Consider the following 19,274-nt stretch of genomic DNA (forward strand, 5'->3'; position numbering starts at 1 on the left):
GATGTCCAAGGCACCGGCAACCGAACGCAAGGCAAAAGGGGGGATCGCTGGCGATCCCCTTCTCGGTTATGCCGCATTGCCCGGCGTTGCCGACGAGATGCTCGATGCGAACGGCCAGATCCGGCCGGTCTGGCGCAATCTGCTCTCCCATCTCGGCCGCATGACCGAGCACGAGCGCCGGGAGCGCTTCGCCCGTGCCGACCGTTACCTGCGGGATGCGGGCGTCTTTTACCGCACTTACGGCGCCCAGGGCAGCGGCGAGCGCAACTGGCCGATCAGCCACGTGCCGGTCCTCATCGACGGCAAGGAATGGGAGACAGTCTGCAAGGGCCTGACCCAGCGCGCCGATCTCCTCGAAGCGCTGATTGCCGATATCTACGGCGACAACAAGCTGGTGCAGGAGGGTTTCCTGCCGCCGGCGCTGATTGCCGGAAACGCCGAGTTCCTCCGCCCGCTGGTGGGCGTCAAGCCGGTCGGCGGCCACTACCTGCATTTCTGCTCGTTCGAGATCGGCCGCGGACCGGACGGTAACTGGTGGGTGCTTGCCGACCGCACCCAGGCGCCGTCCGGCGCCGGTTTCGCGCTGGAAAACCGCGTCGCCACCACCCGCGCCTTTTCAGACATCTATGCCGAATCGCATGTCCACCGCCTCGCCTCGTTCTTCGGCGCCTTCCGCGATGCGCTGCAATCTCACAAGCAGAACCCGGAGGACCGCATCGCGGTCCTGTCGCCAGGTCCCGCCAACGAGACCTATTTCGAGCACGCCTATATCGCCCGCTATCTCGGCTTCATGCTTCTCGAAGGCGAAGACCTGACCGTCGTCAACGACCGCGTCATGGTCCGCACCGTGGCTGGCCTGAAGCCCGTGGGCGTACTCTGGCGCCGCCTCGACGCGGCTTATGCCGATCCGCTCGAGCTCAACCAGCACTCCCATATCGGCACCCCCGGCATGGTACAGGCGCTGCGCTCCGGCGCGCTCACCTTCGTCAATGCGCTCGGCTCCGGCATTCTCGAGACCCGCGCGCTGCTGGCATTCGCCCCGACCGTCTGTCGGCGGCTGATCGGCGAGGACCTGATCATGCCCTCGATCGCCACCTGGTGGTGCGGGCAGAAAAAGGAACGCGAGCACGTCGCCAAGAACATCGAGCGCATGGTCATCGGGCCGGCCTATTCGCGGCTGCCCTTCTTCGACGACAACGGCCAATCGGTGCTCGGCTCGTCGCTGCGCAAGACGGCAAGGGACACGGTCGGCGACTGGCTCGCGACAGAGGGCGCCAAGCTGGTCGGTCAGGAGGTCGTGACGCTTTCGACCACGCCCGCCTACGTCAACGGCAAGCTCACGCCGCGGCCGATGTCGCTGCGCGTCTTTGCCGCCCGCACCGAACACGGCTGGCAGATCATGCCGGGCGGCTTTGCCCGCATCGGCGCCGGCGACGACGTGGCGGCGATCGCCATGCAGTCGGGCGGGGCCGCTGCCGACGTCTGGATCGTCAGCGACAAGCCGGTCGCGAAGGCGACGCTCCTGCCGCCCGAGGAAAGTTTCACCCGCAACATGCCCGGCAGCCTGCCGAGCCGCGCGGCCGACAATCTCTACTGGCTCGGCCGGTATATCGAGCGGGCCGAAGGCGCCCTGCGCATCCTGCGCGCCTGGCACCTGCGGTATGCGGAGTCTGCCGATCCGAAAGCACCGCTTCTGGCCGATGTCACCCGCTACCTGAAGGGTATCGATGTTGAGATGACCAAGGCGGTGCCGGCATCGCTTCTGCGCAACATCGACAGCGCCATCTATTCGGCGAGCAACATTCGCGACCGTTTCTCGCCGGACGGCTGGCTGGCGCTGACCGACCTTGCCAAGACCGCCCGCCGCTTCCACGACACCGTGCATGCGGGCGACGACGCCTCGCATGCAATGACCGTGCTCCTGCGCAAGCTCGCGGGTTTTGCTGGTCTGGTGCATGAAAACATGTACCGTTTCACCGGCTGGCGTTTCCTGTCGATCGGCCGCCACCTGGAGCGCGGCATGCACATGACCCGGCTGCTCGGCCACATGTCCGGCCCCGACGCGCCGGATGGCTCGCTCGACATGCTGCTCGAGATCGGCGACAGCGTCATGACCCACCGCCGCCGTTACAACGTCGCCACGGCAAGGTTGACGGTCGCTGACCTCCTGGCGCTCGATCCCCTGAACCCGCGCTCGATCCTGTTCCAGCTGAACGAAATCCGCACCGAGGTGGAGCAATTGCCGAACGCCTTCGTCAACGGCCAGATGTCGCCCTTCTACCGCGAGGCGATGCGGTTGCATTCGGGCCTTGCGGTGATGACCCCGGAGGGCATGAACGACGATACCTACCAGAAGATCGAACTGGAGATGGAGAAGCTGTCCGATATCCTCGGCCAGACTTATTTCAGCTGATGCTTTACGACCTCTCCCTCCACATGGGTTACACCTACGACGTGCCGGCCTCGGGCGCCCGCCATGTGATCCGCCTCCTGCCGCTGTCCCTGCCCGACCGGCAGCGGCTGATCGCCGGCTCGATCACCGTCGGCCCGCATGCCGATGAGCGGACCACCTTCATCGATTTCTTCGGCCAGCAGGCGACATCCGTGCTGCTGCGTGCGCCGCACGAAAAGCTCGACATCCGCATGCAGGCCCGCGTCATGGTGGAAACCACCTCGATGACGGCGGACCTGTCGCCGGAACTGGCGACGCTCGCCGACGAACTGGCGGATTTCTGGTCGGTCGATGCCGCCTCCCCGCATCACCTGACCGGTGCAAGCCCGCGCCTTGCCGAAGAGCCGCTGATCGCCGCCTATGCCCGCGAGATCGTCAAGCCAGGCCAGACCGTGCTGGAGATCGCGCTTGGCATCTGCGCCCGTATTCACAAGGACTTCACTTACGACGCCAAGGCGACCGAGGTCGATACGACCCCGAAGGAGGCTTTTCGGCTGAAACGCGGCGTCTGCCAGGATTTCACCCATATCATGATCGTGGCGCTCCGCAGCCTCGGCATTCCGGCCGGTTATGTCAGCGGCTTTCTGCGCACCATCCCGCCACCGGGCAAGGAGCGCCTCGAAGGCGCCGACGCCATGCATGCCTGGGTGCGGGTCTGGTGCGGCGAGACCATGGGGTATGTCGAACTCGATCCGACCAACAACATTCCCGCCGGCAGCGACCATATCGTCGTCGGATACGGCCGCGACTATTCCGACGTCGCCCCGGTCATCGGCATGCTCAAGGGTTACGGAAATCAGAACGCCGTGCAGGCGGTGGACGTCATTCCGCTGAAATCCTGAAATCCCGCCCCGTTTTGGCGCTGATTCTTAACATTCCGTAAAATTGCAACGAATGGTTTAGGCCTTCCTATACCCGCCGGGAATACACCAGGGATGTTCAAATGAATTGAACGGATCTGGGGGCTATGATGAAGCACACATTTTTTGCGCGGCTGGCAAAGGACCGCTCCGGTAATTTCGGTATCATGACGGCTGCGCTGCTTCCCGTCCTGCTGGCGGTCGGCGGCGTCGCGGTCGACCTGACAGAGGCGATGGATCAAAAGAACCAGCTCCAGGCGCTGGCAGACAGCGCCACTCTCGCTGCGGCGTCCGCCATGGCCGCCAAGGGCACCATGACGACCGCGGAAGCCCAGAAGCTTGGCACCGATATGTACATCTCGCAGAAGATGGAGGAGCTCAAGAATTCCGGTCTTTCCGCTGAGGCGCTGGCTGCGGAAGAGGCCAAGCTCAGAGCGAACACCCAGACATTGGCAACCTCCTCCGGCAGCTCCACGACGGCTGGCAGCTACGAGGTCCGCATGAAGTCGAGCTACGACGTGCCGCTCAGCGGCCTGACCTCGTTCCTCGGTTTCCCGACCGTGCGCGTCAGCGTCGAAAGCGTCGCCGCGAGCGGCCGCGAAGGCAACGCCCTCTCCATGTACCTGGCGCTCGATGAATCCGGCTCGATGGCCTGGGACACGACGACCATCAATTCCGCCCAGCCGACCGAACAGAAGTCCTATAAGTGCGGCAGGCATAACAATCAGACCTGCTACATGGATGTCCCCAACTATCTGACAAAAATGGAGTCTCTCAAGGCTGCCGCAGGGGTGATGTTTAAGGAGCTGGAAACAGCCGATCCGACCAAGAAATTGATCCGTATCGGTGCCGATTCCTACACCCATGAGACCAAGGCGGAAGAAAGAATGGCCTGGGGCATGGATAATGTCATCGACTACGTCAACGACCTGCCGGATGTTCCCGAGGGCGGCACCGATGCCAGCGGCGCCATGGCCAATGCCTATGCTGCGTTGAAAAAGGCGAACGTCACCGAGAAGGCCGCTCATGACGCCGTTGGCAACACGAATTTCGAACGTTTCATCGTGCTCATGACCGACGGCGAGATGACCGGCTACAGCGGGACCTGGAACTCGACGATCGACACCAAAGTCCGCGACCTCTGCTTGAATGCGAAAGGCGATGGCCTGACGGATTTATTAAAGCAGAAGCTGAAGGAAGGGAAGCAGCTCACGGAAGAGGAGATGGGAAAGGGCATCAGGATCTACACGATCGCCTTCATGGCGCCGGACAAGGGCAAGAGCCTGCTGAACTACTGCTCCAGCGGCCCCGGCTATTATTACGAGCCGACCAACATGACGACGCTGGTGCAAACCTTCGGCGAAATCGCCCGCAAGGCTGCCCAGACCGGCACTCGCCTGACCAACTGAACCTGCCTTCCACAAAGGCCGCAAAAACGCCCTGCCCTCACCGGCGGGGCGTTTTTCGTTGCCCTTGTCCAAGCGATACACGCAAAGATAAATCGGTCATTGCGCAGTGTCATAACGGTGCATAAACTGTCCTTATACATCTTGCCAGATGGACTGAATCGGACGCCCTTCCTCCCGCTCCCCCAGAAAGTTGGCGACATATGAACAACACGTCTTCTCCGGTCGAAATTCCTCAGCCGGCCCCCCGCAGCTCCCGTCCCGAAATCATGGCGGAAGAGATCATCGAGCGCCTGACCTACCGTATCGGCAAGGACGCGAAGGTGGCGAAGCCGCACGACTGGCTGACCGCCACCATCCTGGTGGTGCGCGACCGCATCATCGACACATGGATGGAATCCACCCGCAAGGTCTATCGAACCGGCGGCAAGCGCGTCTATTACCTGTCGCTCGAATTCCTGATCGGCCGCCTGATGCGCGATGCCGTCAGCAACATGGGGCTGATGCAGGAAATCCGCGACGCGCTGTCTTCGCTCGGCGTGGATATCGACGTGATTGCGGTTCTGGAACCCGATGCCGCACTCGGCAATGGCGGTCTCGGCCGGCTTGCTGCCTGTTTCATGGAGAGCATGGCGACCGTCGACATCCCGGCCTACGGTTACGGCATCCGCTACGTCCACGGCCTGTTCCGCCAGCAGATGGCCGACGGCTGGCAGGTCGAGCTTCCGGAAAGCTGGCTTGCCCACGGCAACCCCTGGGAATTCGAACGCCGCGAGAGCTCCTACGAAATCGGTTACGGCGGCACGGTCGAGACAGTCGGCGGGTACGACGAGACGCCGCGCTACGTCTGGAAGCCGGCCGAACGCGTCATCGCCATGGCCTACGACACGCCGGCAGTCGGCTGGCGCGGAAAACGCGTCAACACGCTGCGCCTCTGGTCGGCCCAGCCGATCGACCCGATTCTATTGGACGCCTTCAACGCCGGCGACCACATCGGCGCCCTGCGCGAAAGCAACAAGGCCGAAAGCCTGACCCGCGTCCTTTATCCGGCCGACGCCAACCCGGCCGGGCAGGAACTGCGCCTGCGCCAGGAATTCTTCTTCTCGTCGGCCTCGCTTCAGGACATCCTGCGCCGCCATCTGCAGCAATATCCGGATTTCACAAACCTGCACGAAAAGGTCGCGATCCAGCTCAACGACACCCACCCGGCCGTATCGATCGCCGAACTGATGCGCCTCCTGACCGACATCCACGGCATGGATTTCGAGCAGGCCTGGTCGGTCACCCGCCAGACGTTCTCCTACACCAACCACACGCTGCTGCCGGAAGCGCTGGAAACCTGGCCCGTACCGCTGTTCGAACGCCTCCTGCCGCGCCACATGCAGATCGTCTATGCGATCAACGCCCTGATCCTGATCGAGGCGCGCAAGCAGAAGAGCTTCTCCGACACCCAGATCCGCTCAATCTCGCTGATCGACGAAAGCGGCGACCGTCGCGTCCGCATGGGCAACCTTGCCTTTGTCGGCTCCCATTCGGTCAATGGCGTCTCGGCCCTGCACACGGACCTGATGAAGGTCACGGTCTTCGCCGACCTGCACACGATGTATCCGGCCCGCATCAACAACAAGACCAACGGCATCACCCCGCGCCGCTGGCTGATGCAATGCAACCAGGGTCTCACCTCACTGATCCAGGAAGCGATCGGCGACGAGTTCCTCGACAATACGGACGCCTTGCAGGGGCTCAACGCCCATGCCGACGACAGCTCCTTCCAGGAGAAGTTCGCCGCCGTGAAGCGGGCCAACAAGGTGCAGCTCGCCAACCTCGTCGGCAGCCGCATGGGCATCCGCATCGATCCGTCGGCGATGTTCGACATCCAGATCAAGCGCATCCACGAATACAAGCGCCAGCTGCTCAACATCATCGAGGCGGTCGCCCTCTACGACCAGATCCGCTCGCATCCCGAAATGGACTGGGTGCCGCGCGTAAAACTGTTCGCGGGCAAGGCGGCGCCGAGCTATCACAACGCCAAGCTGATCATCAAGCTCGCCAATGACGTGGCGCGTGTCATCAACAACGATCCTGCCGTCCGCGGCCTGCTCAAGGTCGTATTCGTGCCGAACTACAACGTCTCGCTCGCCGAGATCATCGTTCCGGCCGCCGATCTCTCCGAGCAGATCTCGACCGCCGGCATGGAAGCCTCCGGCACCGGCAACATGAAGTTCGCGCTGAACGGCGCGCTGACCATCGGCACGCTCGACGGCGCGAACGTCGAGATGCGCGACCATGTCGGCGAGGAGAATATCGTCATCTTCGGCATGACTGCCGACGAGGTCGCCAAGGTCCGTTCCGAGACCTACCAGCCTCGCGCCATCATCGAGAAGTCACGGGAACTTGCACAGGCGCTCAACGCCATCGCCACGGGCGTTTTCTCGCCGGACGACCGTTCCCGCTTCACGACCCTCACCGACGGCATCTACAATCACGACTGGTTCATGGTCGCCGCCGATTTCGATGCCTACGCGGACGCCCAGCGTAACGTTGACCAAATCTGGTCCGACCCTAAATCCTGGTATTCGAAGACAATTCGCAATACCGCCCGGATGGGATGGTTCTCCTCGGACAGAACTATTCGTCAGTATGCGTCTGAAATCTGGAGAGCCTGATGAAAAAATCGCCGCGCGTCGATGACGGGAGAGTCCCTGGGGAGATTCCGTTATCCGAGATCGAGGCGATTTTGGAAGGCAGGCATACCAATCCTTTTGCCGTCCTCGGGCTCCACAAGCTCGGGGACGCGTTCAGGGTCCGTTGCTTCGTTCCGGGTGCCGAGGCCGTCACCGCACTGTCGCTCGGCGGCACCGAACTCGGCGAACTGACGCGCCGCCACGATGCCGGATATTTCGAAGGCCTCGTCAACGCCACCCACCTGCAGCCCATCCGCTACCGCGCCCGCCGCGGCGATGACGAATGGGCGGTCACCGATCCCTATACGTTCGGCCCGGTGCTCGGCCCGATGGACGACTATTTCGTCCGCGAGGGCTCCCATCTGCGCCTGTTCGACAAGATGGGCGCCCATGCCCTGAAACACGAGGGCGTCGAAGGTTTCCACTTCGCCGTCTGGGCGCCAAATGCAAAGCGCGTTTCCGTCGTCGGCGATTTCAACGGCTGGGATGGCCGGCGGCACGTCATGCGGCTGCGGGTGGATACCGGCATCTGGGAAATCTTCGCCCCCGACATCAGGCCGGGCGCCGCCTACAAGTTCGAAATCGTCGGCAAGAACGGCACCGTCCTGCCTCTGAAAGCCGATCCTTATGCCCGGCGGGCGGAGCTCCGCCCGGACACCGCCTCGGTCACCGCACCGGAACTCTCGCAGGCATGGGACGATGCCGCCCACCGGGAATTCTGGGAAAATGCAGACCACCGCCGCCAGCCGATCTCGATCTACGAGGTGCATGCGGGCTCCTGGCGCAAAAAACCGGACGGCTCCTTCCTCTCCTGGGACGAGCTCGCCTCGGAACTGATCCCCTATTGCACCGACATGGGCTTCACCCATATCGAATTCCTGCCGATCACCGAACATCCCTTCGATCCGTCCTGGGGGTACCAGACGACCGGGCTTTTCGCCCCGACGGCCCGCTTCGGCGAGCCGGAAGGGTTCGCGCGTTTCGTCAACGGCTGCCACAAGGTCGGCATCGGCGTCATCCTCGATTGGGTACCGGCGCATTTCCCGACCGATGCCCACGGCCTGCGTTTCTTCGACGGTACGGCACTCTACGAACATGCCGATCCGCGCCAGGGTTTCCACCCGGACTGGAACACCGCGATCTACAATTTCGGCCGGCTGGAAGTGCTTTCCTACCTCGTCAACAACGCCCTCTACTGGTCGGAGAAATTCCATCTCGATGGCCTGCGCGTCGATGCCGTCGCCTCCATGCTCTATCTCGACTATTCGCGCAAAGAGGGCGAATGGGTGCCGAACGAATATGGCGGGCGCGAGAACCTCGAGGCGGTGCGCTTCCTGCAGAAGATGAACTCGCTTTCCTACAACGCCCATCCGGGCGTGATGACGATCGCCGAGGAATCGACCTCTTGGCCAAAGGTCTCGCATCCCGTCCACGAGGGGGGCCTCGGCTTCGGCTTCAAGTGGAACATGGGTTGGATGCACGACACGCTGAGCTACATGCAGCGCGAACCGATCCACCGTAAACACCACCACAACGAACTCACCTTCGGTCTCATCTACGCCTATTCCGAAAACTTCGTCCTGCCGCTGTCCCACGACGAAGTGGTGCACGGCAAAGGCTCGCTGATCGCCAAGATGGCCGGTGACGACTGGCAGAAATTCGCGAACCTGCGGGCCTATTACGGTTTCATGTGGGGTTATCCCGGCAAGAAGCTGCTGTTCATGGGCCAGGAATTTGCCCAGTGGAGCGAATGGAGCGAAACCCGCTCGCTCGACTGGAACCTGCTCCAATACCATCCGCACGAGGGCATGCGCCGCTTGGTCCGCGATCTCAACTTCTGTTACCGCTCCAAACCGGCGCTGCATGCCCGCGACTGCGAGGGCGAAGGTTTCCAGTGGCTGATCGCCGACGACGCGGAAAATTCCGTTTATGCCTGGCTGCGCATGTCGCCGGGAGAAAAGCCGGTGGCGGTGATCAGCAATTTTACGCCCGTCTACCGTGAAAATTTCCGCATCCCCTTGCCAATCGAAGGCAGATGGCGGGAAATCTTGAATACCGACGCCGAGATCTACGGCGGCAGCGGCAAAGGCAATGGCGGTCGCGTGCAGGCTGTGAACGCGGGAGGAACCGTTCAGGCCGAAGTCACACTGCCGCCGCTGGCGACGATCATGCTCGAACTGGAACAAGCATAAGGGACTTTGGGAGGGAACGATGAACGAGAAAAGAATTCAGCCTCTGTCGCGCGATGCCATGGCCTATGTGCTTGCCGGCGGCCGCGGCAGCCGATTGAAGGAACTCACCGACCGCCGCGCCAAGCCGGCAGTCTATTTCGGCGGCAAGGCGCGCATCATCGATTTCGCGCTCTCCAACGCCCTGAATTCCGGCATCCGCCGCATCGGAGTGGCGACGCAGTACAAGGCCCACTCGCTGATCCGCCACATGCAGCGCGGCTGGAACTTCTTCCGCCCCGAACGCAACGAGAGCTTCGACATCCTGCCCGCCTCTCAGCGCGTCTCCGAGACGCAATGGTATGAAGGCACAGCCGACGCCGTCTTCCAGAACATCGACATCATCGAGGCCTACGCGCCTGAATACATGGTCATCCTCGCGGGCGACCACGTCTACAAGATGGACTACGAATACATGCTGCAGCAGCATGTGGATTCCGGCGCGCAGGTCACCGTCGGCTGCCTGGAAGTGCCGCGCATGGAAGCCACCGGCTTCGGCGTCATGCACGTCAACGAGAAGGACGAGATCATCGCCTTCGTCGAGAAGCCCGCCGATCCGCCCGGCATTCCCGGCAATCCCGGTTTTGCGCTCGCCTCGATGGGCATCTACGTCTTCCACACCAAGTTCCTGATGGACGTGCTGAAGCGCGACGCCGAGACGCCCGGCTCCAGCCGCGATTTCGGCAAGGACATCATCCCCTATATCGTCGAGCACGGCAAAGCCGTCGCCCACCGTTTCGCCGATAGCTGCGTCCGCTCCGATTTCGAACGCGAACCCTACTGGCGCGACGCTGGCACCGTCGACGCCTACTGGCAGGCCAATATCGACCTGACGGAAATCGTTCCGGGGCTTGATATCTACGATAAGTCCTGGCCGATCTGGACCTATGCGGAAATTACCCCGCCGGCAAAATTCGTCCATGACGACGAAAACCGCCGCGGTTCGGCGACCTCGTCGGTCGTGTCGGGCGACTGCATCATCTCCGGTTCGTCGCTCAATCGCAGCCTGCTCTTCACCGGGGTGCGCGCCAATTCCTATTCCCGCCTGGAGGGCGCGGTCGTGCTGCCGAATGTCAGGATCGGAAGACGCGCGCAGCTTCGCAATGTCGTCATCGATCACGGTGTAACCATTCCGGAAGGCCTGGTGGTTGGCGAGGATCCCGAAGTCGATGCGAAGCGTTTCCGGCGCACCGAAAACGGCATCTGCCTGATCACCCAGACGATGATCGACAAACTGGACCTGTAACGCGTTATGGAAGTGCTTTCGGTTGCGTCCGAAGTCTATCCGCTGGTCAAGACCGGTGGACTTGCCGATGTGGCCGGGGCGCTGCCGCTGGCGCTGAAGGGCCATGGCGTTTCGGTCAAGACGCTGATGCCCGGTTATCCGGCAGTGATGCGGGCCGTCAAGGACGCGAGAGTCGTTGTCAGCTTCGAAAACCTGCTCGGAGCCAGAGCCGACGTCCTCGAAGTCGAGCACCAGGGGCTCGATCTATTGATCCTCGACTCCCCGACCTTCTTCGACCGCCCCGGCGGCCCTTATGTCGATGCCACCGGCAAGGACCATTTCGACAACTGGCGTCGTTTCGCGGCCCTCTCCAAGGCCGGCGCGATGATCGCGCAAGGGGCCATGGCGGACGGCATTAAGGGCTGGCGGCCTAACATCGTCCACGTGCACGACTGGCAGGCGGCGATGGTGCCGGCCTATATGCGCTATTCCGATAAGCCGGAAGTGCCGACGCTCATCACCATCCACAACATCGCCTTCCAGGGCCAGTACGGCGCCGACATCTTCCCCTATCTGGAGCTCCCGGCGCATGCCTTCAGCATCGAGGGCGTCGAATATTTCGGCGGCGTCGGTTACCTGAAGGCAGGCCTGCAGACGAGTTGGGCGATCTCGACCGTCAGCCCCTCCTACGCCGAGGAAATCCTTACCCCCGAATTCGGCATGGGTCTCGAAGGCCTGCTGACGATCCGCCAGGGCGATCTGCATGGCATCGTCAACGGCATCGATGCCGACATCTGGGACCCGGCGACCGACCCCGCCGTGAAAACCCACTACGACGCCACGACGCTGAAGACCCGGGCCGAGAACAAGCGGGCCGTTACTGAGCGCTTCGGCCTCGACCAGGAAGCCGGACCGCTGTTCTGCGTCATCTCGCGCCTCACCTGGCAGAAGGGCATGGACCTGCTGGCCGAAACGCTCGACGACCTTGTGGCCATGGGCGGGCGGCTTGCCGTGCTCGGCTCCGGCGATCGGGCGCTCGAAAACGCCTTCCATGCCGCGGCCAAGCGCCATCCCGGCAAAGTCAGCGTCCTCTCGATCTATGACGAGCCGCTCTCCCACCTGATGCAGGCGGGCTGCGATGCGATCGTCATCCCGTCCCGCTTCGAGCCCTGCGGCCTCACCCAGCTCTACGGCCTCAGATACGGCTGCATTCCGGTCGTCGCCCGAACCGGCGGCTTGAACGACACCGTCATCGATGCCAGCCACGCCGCGATCGCCGCCAAGGCAGCCACCGGCGTGTCCTTCAGCCCGGTCACTACCGACAACCTGCGTCGGGCACTCCGCCGCACCGTTCGCCTCTACCACCAGCCGAAGGTCTGGACGGGGATGCAGAAGCAGGGCATGAAATCCGATGTATCCTGGGAAAGGAGCGCCGGACTTTATGCCGGACTCTATTCCAGCCTCATTGCCAAAAAAGGTTCCTGACCATGATCAAGACCGTCACCACCGCCCCCTATCAGGATCAGAAGCCGGGCACGTCCGGCCTGCGCAAGAAGGTCCCCGTCTTTGCGCAAGTGAACTATGCGGAGAACTTCATCCAGTCGATCTTCGACAGCCTCGAAGGCTTCGAGGGCCAGACGCTGGTGATCGGCGGCGACGGCCGCTATTACAACCGCGAGGTCATCCAGAAGGCGATCAAGATGGCCGCGGCCAGCGGCTTCGGCAAGGTCATGGTCGGCCAGGGCGGCATCCTCTCGACGCCCGCCGCCTCCAACATCATCCGCAAATACAAGGCCTTCGGCGGCATCATCCTCTCGGCTAGCCATAATCCCGGCGGCCCGACCGAGGATTTCGGCATCAAGTACAATATCGGCAATGGCGGCCCGGCCCCGGAAAAGATCACCGACGCGATCTTTGCCCGCTCCAAGGTCATCGACACCTACAAGATCGCCGATGTCGCCGATCTCGACCTCGATGCGATCGGCTCCTTCGACGTCGCCGGCATGGCGGTCGAAGTGATGGACCCGGTCGCCGACTATGCCGAACTGATGGAACAGCTCTTCGACTTCCCGTCGATCCGGGCGCTGATCGCCAGCGGCGTCAATGTCGTCATCGATTCGATGGGCGCCGTCACCGGCCCCTATGCGCGATATATCCTCGAAAACCGGCTCGGCGCTCCGGAGGGTTCGGTGCGCAACGCGGTGCCCCTGCCGGATTTCGGCGGTCACCATCCGGACCCCAACCTCGTCCACGCCAAGGAACTCTATGACGACGTGATGAGCCCCGACGGTCCGCATTTCGGTGCGGCGTCAGACGGCGACGGCGACCGCAACATGATCGTCGGCAAGGGCATGTTCGTCACCCCCTCCGACAGCCTCGCGATCATCGCCGCCAACGCCACCGTCGCCCCCGGATACGCCCGCGGCCTCGCCGGCATCGCCCGCTCCATGCCGACCAGCGCTGCAGCCGACCGCGTTGCCGAAAAGCTCGGGCTCGGCATGTACGAGACCCCGACCGGCTGGAAGTTCTTCGGCAACCTGCTCGACGCCGGCAAGGCGACCGTCTGCGGCGAGGAAAGCTTTGGCACCGGCTCCGACCATGTGCGCGAAAAGGACGGCCTCTGGGCGGTGCTCTTCTGGCTGAACATCATGGCCGCCCGCAACGAAAGCGTCGAAGAGGTCGTCAGGAAGCACTGGGCCGAATACGGCCGCAACTACTATTCCCGGCACGACTACGAAGAAGTCGATTCGGACGCCGCCAACCTGCTGATCACCGCGCTCCGCGACAAGCTGGCGACCCTCCCCGGCCAGTCGTTCGGTGCGCTGAAGGTCGCTACCGCCGACGATTTCGCCTATCACGACCCGATCGACGGTTCCATCTCCAGGAACCAGGGCATCCGCATCCTCTTCGAAGGCGGCTCCCGCGTTGTCTTCCGCCTCTCCGGCACCGGCACCTCGGGCGCCACGATCCGCGTCTATGTCGAGCGCTACGAGCCCGATCCGTCACGCCACGCGATCGACACCCAGGAGGCGCTCGCCGACCTCATCACTGTTGCCGACCAGATTTCCGATCTGCGCAAGAGGACAGGCCGCGACAAGCCCACTGTGATTACCTGAGCCTATGGCAAAAACGGCGATCCAGGGCGGCGTGACTCTAACGGCAGACGGCGCGGATTTCGCCGTCTGGTCGCACCATGCCGAGCGAATCGAGCTCTGCCTCTTCGACGCCGAGGGAAAGAAGGAAACCGCCCGCCACCGGCTGGTGCGCGGCCGCGACGACATTCATCGCATCTCGGTTCCGGCACTCGGTGCAGGCGCCCGTTACGGCTACCGCGCCTGGGGTGCCTACGATCCCGACAACGGCTCCTGGTTCGATTCGTCGAAACTGCTGGTCGATCCCTATGCCCGCGAACTCGATCGTCCCTTCCGGCACGATGCCCGGCTCACGATGTTCGGCGTCGACACCGCCGATCTGGTGCCGAAGACGGTCATTACCCGCGACCCGCTCGCCAAGATCGGCCGGCCGATCCTGCCGCCTGGCGGCTTCGTCTACGAGGTCGCGGTAAAACCTTTCACCATGCTCCACCCGGCAATCCCGGAAAAACAGCGCGGCACAGTCGCAGCGCTTGCCCATCCCTCGATCATCGCGCACCTGAAGAAAATCGGCGTCGACGCGATCGAGCTGATGCCGATCACCGCCTGGATCGATGAACGCCACCTGCCCCCGCTCGGCCTCACCAACGGCTGGGGCTACAATCCGGTCGCCTTCATGGCGCTCGATCCGCGCCTCTGCCCCGGCGGCATCAGGGAGCTGCGCGAAACGGTCGCGACGCTGCACCAGGCCGGCATCGGCACCATCCTCGACCTCGTCTTCAACCATACCGGCGAGAGTGACCGCTTTGGCGCGACGCTCTCCATGCGCGGCCTCGACAACCGCTCCTATTACCGCCATGTCCATGGCGAGCCCGGCCATCTGGTCAACGATACCGGCACCGGCAACACGGTCGCCTGCGACCACCCTTACGTCCGCCGGCTGATCATCGATACGCTTCGCCATTTCGTCGTGCATGCCGGCATAGACGGTTTCCGCTTCGACCTCGCCCCGATCATCGGCCGCACGGAAAACGGTTTCGATGCCAAGGGCGAAACGCTGAAGGCGATGATCTCCGACGAGGCGCTGAAGGACCGCATCCTGATCGCCGAACCCTGGGATATCGGCCGTGGCGGTTACCAGCTCGGCAATTTCCCGGAACCCTTCCTCGAATGGAACGACCGCGCCCGCGACGACATGCGCCGCTACTGGCGCGGCGACCAGTGGACGACAGGCGCGCTTGCAACAAGGCTTTCGGGATCATCGGATATCTTCGAAAAGTCCGGCCGCAGCCGCACCGTCAACTTCCTCGCCGCCCATGACGGCTTCACCCTGATGGACCTCGTCTCCAACGAGCACAAGCACAACGAGGCGAACGGCGAACAGAACCGCGACGGCCATGGCGAGAATTTTTCCTGGAACAACGGCGTCGAAGGTGAAACCGACGATGTGACTATCCTCGAGAACCGCCGCCGCGATGCCGCGGCCCTCATCTCCACCCTGTTTGCCAGCCGCGGCACCGTCATGCTGACGATGGGCGACGAAGCCGGACGCAGCCAGCGCGGCAACAACAATGCCTATTGCCAGGACAATGCCATCACCTGGTTCGATTGGAGCAAGATCGACAAGGTACTTGTCGAACACACCGCCATGCTCGCCGCGCTTCGAAAACGCTTCGCGGTCTTTACGGAGACATCCTTCTTCACCGGCAACGGCGATGTCGAATGGCTGTCCGCCTCGGGCAAGCCCATGGAGGTCGGCGACTGGGAAAATCCCGGCAACCCGGTGCTCGGCATGGTGCTGAAGACGCTCGACCGGCAGGCCGACAAAGACACCCGCATCGCCATCCTCTTCAACCGCGGCCACGAGCAGGCAAGCTTCGCGCTTCCCGGCTGGGGATGGAAACATTTCGCCTCCCGCGAACTATGGAATCAGGTGCTTCCCGCCCGTTCGGTCCGTTTTTGCATCGAGGAATGATGCGCCGCAAAAATCACTCGCCAACCAAGGCAAACCCTGTAAAGTCCGCCAGCCATCAGAGCAGTTCCGGGAAAGTATCAAGCGGTATTCCGTCCGGAATTGCGTCAGCTTTCTGGAAGAAATCAGTGAGGTCGCATGCGTGAAATTTCGCTAACCGAGGTCGAGGGTCTGGTTGGCACGGAAGTCGGCGTATCGGATTGGCTCACGGTGGATCAGCCGATGATCGACCTCTTCGCCAAGGCCACCCACGACCACCAGTTCATCCATGTCGATCCGGAACGGGCGCTGACAGAGAGCCCCTTCGGCGGCACCATCGCCCACGGTTTCCTGACGCTGTCGCTGCTGTCTGCCATGAACTTCGACTGCGTGCCGAGGATCCGCGAACAGACGATGGGCATCAACTACGGTTTCGACCGCATCCGCTTCATGTCCCCAGTCAAGAGCGGCAGCCGCATCCGCGGCCATTTCACGCTGGCCGAAATCCGCTTCCGCGGCGCCGGCATGCTGATGACCACCTACGACATCTCGATCGAGATCGAGAACGAGAGGAAACCGGCGCTGACGGCCATCTGGATCACCATCATCCAGTTCGACCCGAAGGACCGGCCCGAAGGAGTGTAATCGCCATGGCGTCCGAAGAGGAAATCAGGCAGGCGTTCCGGGAACAGATCGTCGCCGGCCAGATTCTCGGATCACCTTTTACCGCGCGTCTCGGCAAGTTGATGCTCGAACATCTCGACCGTTCGACTGAAGTCGGCAGGCGGATCTTAAGTTGGGAAGGCGATCCCGGCACAAGGGGTGACCTGGTGCCCACCCGCCTCGCCGGCGCCCTGCACGCGCTGATCATCGACGGCAAGGATGATCGCCTGAAGGCCGCCTACCCGCCGAACGAGGTAAGCGACGACGTGCTTTGGACCGCGATCGCCAGCGCCTTCGAAACCCATGAAGCCTTCATTCTCGAACGGCTGAATTTCGCCCCGCAAACCAACGAGGTGCGTCGGTCGAGCGGCCTGCTCGCGGGTTTCCTCGCCATTGCCGATCTGTTCCGTCGGCCGTTGATCCTGTCGGAATTCGGTGCCAGCATGGGCCTCAATCTCAATTGGGACCGCTATCATCACGATCTCGGCGGTTTGCTCTGGGGCGACCCGTCATCGCCGGTCCGGCTGAAGCCCGATTGGCAGGGCCCAGCTCCGCCAAATATCCCAATCACCATTGCGGATCGCGCCGGCTGCGACCTCAACCCTCTCGACCCCAACTCGCCGGAAGACAGCCTGCGGCTTTTGTCATACATATGGGCCGACCAGGCGGACCGGGTGGAACGTACCCGCGCGGCGCTGCAGATCGCCAGAGAACATCCGGTGCTCGTCGAAAAAGGCGATGCGCTCGCCTGGCTGCGCGACAAGCGGCTGAAGGTGCTTGTGCCCGGCACGGTCCATGTCGTCTACCATTCAATCGCCTGGCAATACCTGCCGCCGGAAGCCCGCGCCTCGGGCGAGGCGATCCTGACCGAGGCCGGCAACCGCGCCACCGACGACGCACCGCTCGCCCGGTTGCAGATGGAAATGGACGACGATCCGAACAGCGCGGCGCTCAGCCTGCAGATCTGGCCGACCGGCGAGACCCGGGAGCTCGCCCGCATCGATCCCCACGGCCGCTGGGTGAAGTGGAAAGGCTGGCAAGCCTAGGACCCGCGCGCGAACTGTTGATCGCCATTCCCGAAACTTGATGTTAGCCTGTCCCTCGGGTGCTAATGGTTCCGGGGGATGCTGATGTTTCCGCTGTCGCATATGATGAAATCCTTCATTCGCCGCGGCCGATTGACGGTCATCGATGCAGAGGGCAACCGCCATGTATTTGCCGGAACGCCCGGCCCGGCGGTCACCATGCGCCTCACCGACAAACGGCTCTACCGGACCCTGGTGTTCAATCCGGAATTGGCGGCGGGCGAAGCCTATATGGACGGCACGATGCGGTTCGAGGACGGCTCGACGCTGCGCGATTTCCTGACGCTGTTTTCGGTCAACCGGCTGTCACTCGGCTCCTATCCACTCCAGAAGGTTCTGCGCAGCATCAAGATGCGCTTCCGCAAGCGGCAGCAATCCAACCGCAAGGGCCAGGCGCAGCAGAACGTCGCGCACCATTACGATCTCGGCAACGACTTCTACAAACTCTTCCTCGACGACAACATGCTCTATTCCTGCGCCTATTTCCGCGAGCAGACCGAGACGCTGGAACAGGCGCAGCGCAACAAGCTGCGGCTGCTGGCAGCCAAGCTCCGCCTCCAGCCTGGCATGAAGGTACTCGATATCGGCTGCGGCTGGGGCGACCTCGCACTCTACCTCGCGAGGCTCGAAGATGTCGAAGTCCTCGGTGTCACCTTGTCGAAGGAACAGCAGGCGCTAGCCTCCTCGCGGGCGCAGGCGGCGGGGCTCGCCGACCGTGTCCGCTTCGAGCTCAAGGATTATCGTGACGTGACGGAAAAATTCGACCGCATCGTTTCGGTCGGCATGTTCGAGCACGTCGGCGTGCATCATTACGACGAGTTCTTCGCCAAGCTGAACAGCCTGATGCCGGACGATGGCCTGGCGGTGCTGCACTCGATCGGCCATATGAGCCCGCCCGGCATGGCAAGCCCGTGGCTGCGCAAATACATTTTCCCAGGCGCCTATTCGCCGGCCCTGTCAGAGGTCTTCGAGGTGGTCGAGCGCAACAGCCTGTGGGTGACCGATCTCGAATTCCTGCGCGTGCATTACGCCACCACGCTCGCCCACTGGAGCGAGCGGTTCGAGAAAAACCGCGATGCCGTCATCGCCCTTTACGACGAGCGATTCGCCCGCATGTGGGAATTCTACCTGATCAGCGCCGAGATGATGTTCCGCACCGGCAGCCAGCTGGTCTTCCACATGCAGCTCTCGCGCTCGCGCGATGCAGCACCGATCGTTCGCGACTACATCACCGACCAGCAGCGCGCCTATATCGAGCGGGAAGCCGCCCTCGATCTGTCGCTGTGACCCCGCAGCTCTCTAAGCCCCCATTTCCATCAGCACGAAACCGATGAGCGGCAGCAGCGCCGCGCCGATCGCGAGGTGGGCGGTGCGGGTCGGCGTCAGGCCGACGGCCGCGCCGGAAATGCCGGCCCCGACCAATCCGGCGATCGGGATCGAGAGGCTTCGGTCGATTCCCGGCACGAAGAAGGCGATCGCCCCGGCGACCGACGCGCAGGCGCCGATCAGCGCACCCTTCCAGATCTCGATTCCGGCAAGCTTTGCGGCAATCGCCCCGCCGATCACCGCCGCAACGATGGCAATTGCCATCAGTGTGAATTGTCCCATGACATCCTCCCCGTTCTCAT

General features: G+C 62.9%; 13 protein-coding genes. 12 read left to right on the forward strand and 1 reads right to left on the reverse strand.

Annotated features, from left to right (window positions below):
- Position 1: 1 nt before the first annotated feature.
- The 12 genes from ACSQ3G_RS14640 (at position 2) to ACSQ3G_RS14695 (ending at position 18,933) form a co-directional block, all read left to right on the forward strand.
- Entirely contained in the window at positions 2-2,413 is a 2,412-nt protein-coding gene (locus ACSQ3G_RS14640) for a circularly permuted type 2 ATP-grasp protein (RefSeq protein ID WP_436110547.1), read from the forward strand.
- A complete protein-coding gene (locus ACSQ3G_RS14645) occupies positions 2,413-3,294 on the forward strand; it encodes a transglutaminase family protein (RefSeq protein ID WP_105421803.1) in 882 nt (293 codons plus the stop codon). Before ACSQ3G_RS14640 ends, ACSQ3G_RS14645 begins: the two co-directional genes overlap by 1 nt.
- Positions 3,295-3,422: 128 nt before the next feature.
- Positions 3,423-4,721 carry a TadE/TadG family type IV pilus assembly protein gene (locus ACSQ3G_RS14650; RefSeq protein ID WP_172724271.1) on the forward strand — a complete coding sequence of 433 codons (1,299 nt, stop codon included), beginning with the start codon at positions 3,423-3,425 and terminating at the stop codon, positions 4,719-4,721.
- A 200-nt stretch (positions 4,722-4,921) separates the two neighbouring features.
- A complete protein-coding gene (locus ACSQ3G_RS14655; RefSeq protein WP_046634656.1) occupies positions 4,922-7,384 on the forward strand; it encodes a glycogen/starch/alpha-glucan phosphorylase in 2,463 nt (820 codons plus the stop codon).
- The gene (gene glgB, locus ACSQ3G_RS14660; protein WP_436110548.1) at positions 7,384-9,594 is read left to right on the forward strand and encodes a 1,4-alpha-glucan branching protein GlgB; all 2,211 of its coding nucleotides are present in this window, start codon (positions 7,384-7,386) and stop codon (positions 9,592-9,594) included. Before ACSQ3G_RS14655 ends, glgB begins: the two co-directional genes overlap by 1 nt.
- Positions 9,595-9,613: 19 nt before the next feature.
- Complete coding sequence (glgC, locus tag ACSQ3G_RS14665; RefSeq protein WP_105400148.1) at positions 9,614-10,876, forward strand: glucose-1-phosphate adenylyltransferase; 1,263 nt, start codon at positions 9,614-9,616, stop codon at positions 10,874-10,876.
- Positions 10,877-10,882: 6 nt separating this feature from the next.
- Positions 10,883-12,340 (forward strand): glycogen synthase GlgA, encoded by a 1,458-nt coding sequence (gene glgA / locus ACSQ3G_RS14670; RefSeq protein WP_436110549.1) that lies wholly within the window; start codon positions 10,883-10,885, stop codon positions 12,338-12,340.
- Positions 12,341-12,342: 2 nt separating this feature from the next.
- Positions 12,343-13,971, forward strand: coding sequence for an alpha-D-glucose phosphate-specific phosphoglucomutase (locus ACSQ3G_RS14675; RefSeq protein ID WP_436110550.1), 1,629 nt, complete (start codon positions 12,343-12,345; stop codon positions 13,969-13,971).
- A 4-nt stretch (positions 13,972-13,975) separates the two neighbouring features.
- Positions 13,976-15,922 carry a glycogen debranching protein GlgX gene (gene glgX, locus ACSQ3G_RS14680; protein WP_436110551.1) on the forward strand — a complete coding sequence of 649 codons (1,947 nt, stop codon included), beginning with the start codon at positions 13,976-13,978 and terminating at the stop codon, positions 15,920-15,922.
- A gap of 135 nt (positions 15,923-16,057) precedes the next feature.
- Positions 16,058-16,543, forward strand: a complete 486-nt coding sequence (locus ACSQ3G_RS14685; RefSeq protein ID WP_105400145.1) for a MaoC family dehydratase — start codon at positions 16,058-16,060, stop codon at positions 16,541-16,543.
- A gap of 5 nt (positions 16,544-16,548) precedes the next feature.
- A complete protein-coding gene (locus tag ACSQ3G_RS14690; RefSeq protein ID WP_436110552.1) occupies positions 16,549-17,607 on the forward strand; it encodes a DUF2332 domain-containing protein in 1,059 nt (352 codons plus the stop codon).
- 84 nt (positions 17,608-17,691) lie between these two features.
- A complete protein-coding gene (locus ACSQ3G_RS14695) occupies positions 17,692-18,933 on the forward strand; it encodes a class I SAM-dependent methyltransferase (protein WP_436110553.1) in 1,242 nt (413 codons plus the stop codon).
- A gap of 12 nt (positions 18,934-18,945) precedes the next feature.
- Here the strand turns inward: ACSQ3G_RS14695 and ACSQ3G_RS14700 are convergent, their stop codons facing one another.
- Positions 18,946-19,254 (reverse strand): hypothetical protein, encoded by a 309-nt coding sequence (locus ACSQ3G_RS14700; RefSeq protein ID WP_436110554.1) that lies wholly within the window; start codon positions 19,252-19,254, stop codon positions 18,946-18,948.
- Between the last annotated feature and the right edge of the window lie 20 nt (positions 19,255-19,274).

Origin of the sequence: Neorhizobium tomejilense (assembly GCF_964254135.1) — a bacterium.
Taxonomy (GTDB): domain Bacteria; phylum Pseudomonadota; class Alphaproteobacteria; order Rhizobiales; family Rhizobiaceae; genus Neorhizobium; species Neorhizobium tomejilense.